The following is a 1,755-nucleotide window of genomic DNA, read 5'->3' as shown; positions in this document are numbered from 1 at the left end:
GTCTCCCGTAATAGCTGAGGTTGAAAATCATGAAACTCGTCTGGCAAACCTGGTTCCTCTGGATCTTCACTAGGGAGATCATACATCGTCGGTAGGGTTTCCTTGGCCGGACGAGGGGGGTCAGTTTGATACATAACAGACAATCGGATCAACTAGTTTTAGGGTAGCAAGAAGTTTCACTACTGATGAACTTATTAAGATTGCCAGAGTTTCAGATACTTTGAGCAGTCAGTAATGGTGCTACGCCCATGCTGTCCTTGTGATCAGCTATTAGTTGCAAGGCCAACAGAACCAGACTGACCATAAAAAGCTGACCGCTCAAGGTAAAATATGCTCCCACCTGCGCGCTACCTAATTTTTAACTGGCACCTACACCCACCGCCGTTTTGTCGGATGTGGTTTGAGCAGAAGTTTCGTCAGCCATACTCACCCCATTGCCCTTCTGCCGCCACAGTGATGTACAGATAATCTTCGAGCGATCGCAACGATCGACATATTTAGCAGCAATCTCGATTACCTCTTGCATCAGACCTTTAACCAAGGTGGTTGGTTTCAGACCCATTTCCAAGAAACATTTATTCTCCACAGCCAGTTCATTTTCTGCTGATTCGTTTCTAGGGTTCTCTAGATAGGCAATTTCCGCTCCAGTGATATCAGACACAATCTGGGCCAAATCCCGCACCCGATGGGTTTCGGTCATCTGATTCAAGATTTTCACCCTGTCCCCAGAAGCCGGAGGATTTGCGATCGCTAACTCTATACACCGCACCGTATCTTGAATATGGATAAATGCCCTGGTTTGACCCCCTGTGCCATGTACCGTCAACGGATGACCAATTGCTGACTGCATCAGGAACCGATTTAGAACTGTACCATAGTCTCCATCATAATCAAAGCGATTAATTAACCGTTCATCCAGCTTTGTCTGCTTGGTCTGAGTTCCCCAAACAATCCCCTGATGCAGGTCAGTGATCCGCACCCGATCATTCTTGTTGTAGTAATAGAAAAACAGCTGATCCTGAGTTTTGGTCATGTGATAGATACTGCCCGGATTGGCTGGGTACAAGATTTGCTGCTGTACCATTTTCCCCTCATCCGTAGTCACCTGGATATCTAAATACCCTTCCGGAATCTTCATCCCAGCAGTACCATAACCATAGACTCCCATGGTTCCTAAATGAACCACATGTATATCCAAACCCGATTCCACAATCGCAGCTAGCAGATTATTGGTCGCATTCAAGTTATTATCTACCGTGTAGCGCTTATGGCTAGATGACTTCATCGAGTAAGGTGCAGCCCGCTGTTCGGCAAAATGAATCACCACATCCGGTTGATAGGTCAGGAATAGATTGAGTAAGCGATCATAGTCTTTCGCTACATTGAAGTTATAGAACTGGATTTGTTTGCCAGAAACCTCACGCCATGTCTTCAGACGAGTGGACATCGGCTGGTAAGGTGTTAAGGAACTCACTTCCAACTCATTATCAATGTTGCGTCGTGACAAGTTATCAACAATTACAATGTCATGACCACTATCAGATAGATGGAGAGCTGTGGGCCAACCACAAAATCCGTCACCGCCTAAAACTACAACTTTTTTCATCATCAACTCCTAGTTGTTTGTTTAAATGGTCTTTTTTGGTTGAATTGTCAGCGAGCTGCGACTATAGTATCCCGCTTTGGGAATTAACCGAGAACCAATCGAGAACCGATATATTTCCATCACCGGACTTCGTCGAGCTACGCTAACAT

General features: G+C 45.5%; 1 protein-coding gene and 1 pseudogene. Both read right to left on the bottom strand.

Going from position 1 to position 1,755, the window contains the following annotated elements:
• Positions 1–134, bottom strand: a pseudogene (locus tag F6K49_RS33605) (Uma2 family endonuclease); the annotation flags it as partial.
• A 224-nt stretch (positions 135–358) separates the two neighbouring features.
• Complete coding sequence (locus F6K49_RS33600) at positions 359–1,609, bottom strand: NAD-dependent epimerase/dehydratase family protein (protein WP_293018840.1); 1,251 nt, start codon at positions 1,607–1,609, stop codon at positions 359–361.
• Between the last annotated feature and the right edge of the window lie 146 nt (positions 1,610–1,755).

It is taken from the genome of Moorena sp. SIO3I6, assembly GCF_010672095.1.
This window is presented reverse-complemented; position numbering and strand designations above follow the sequence as displayed.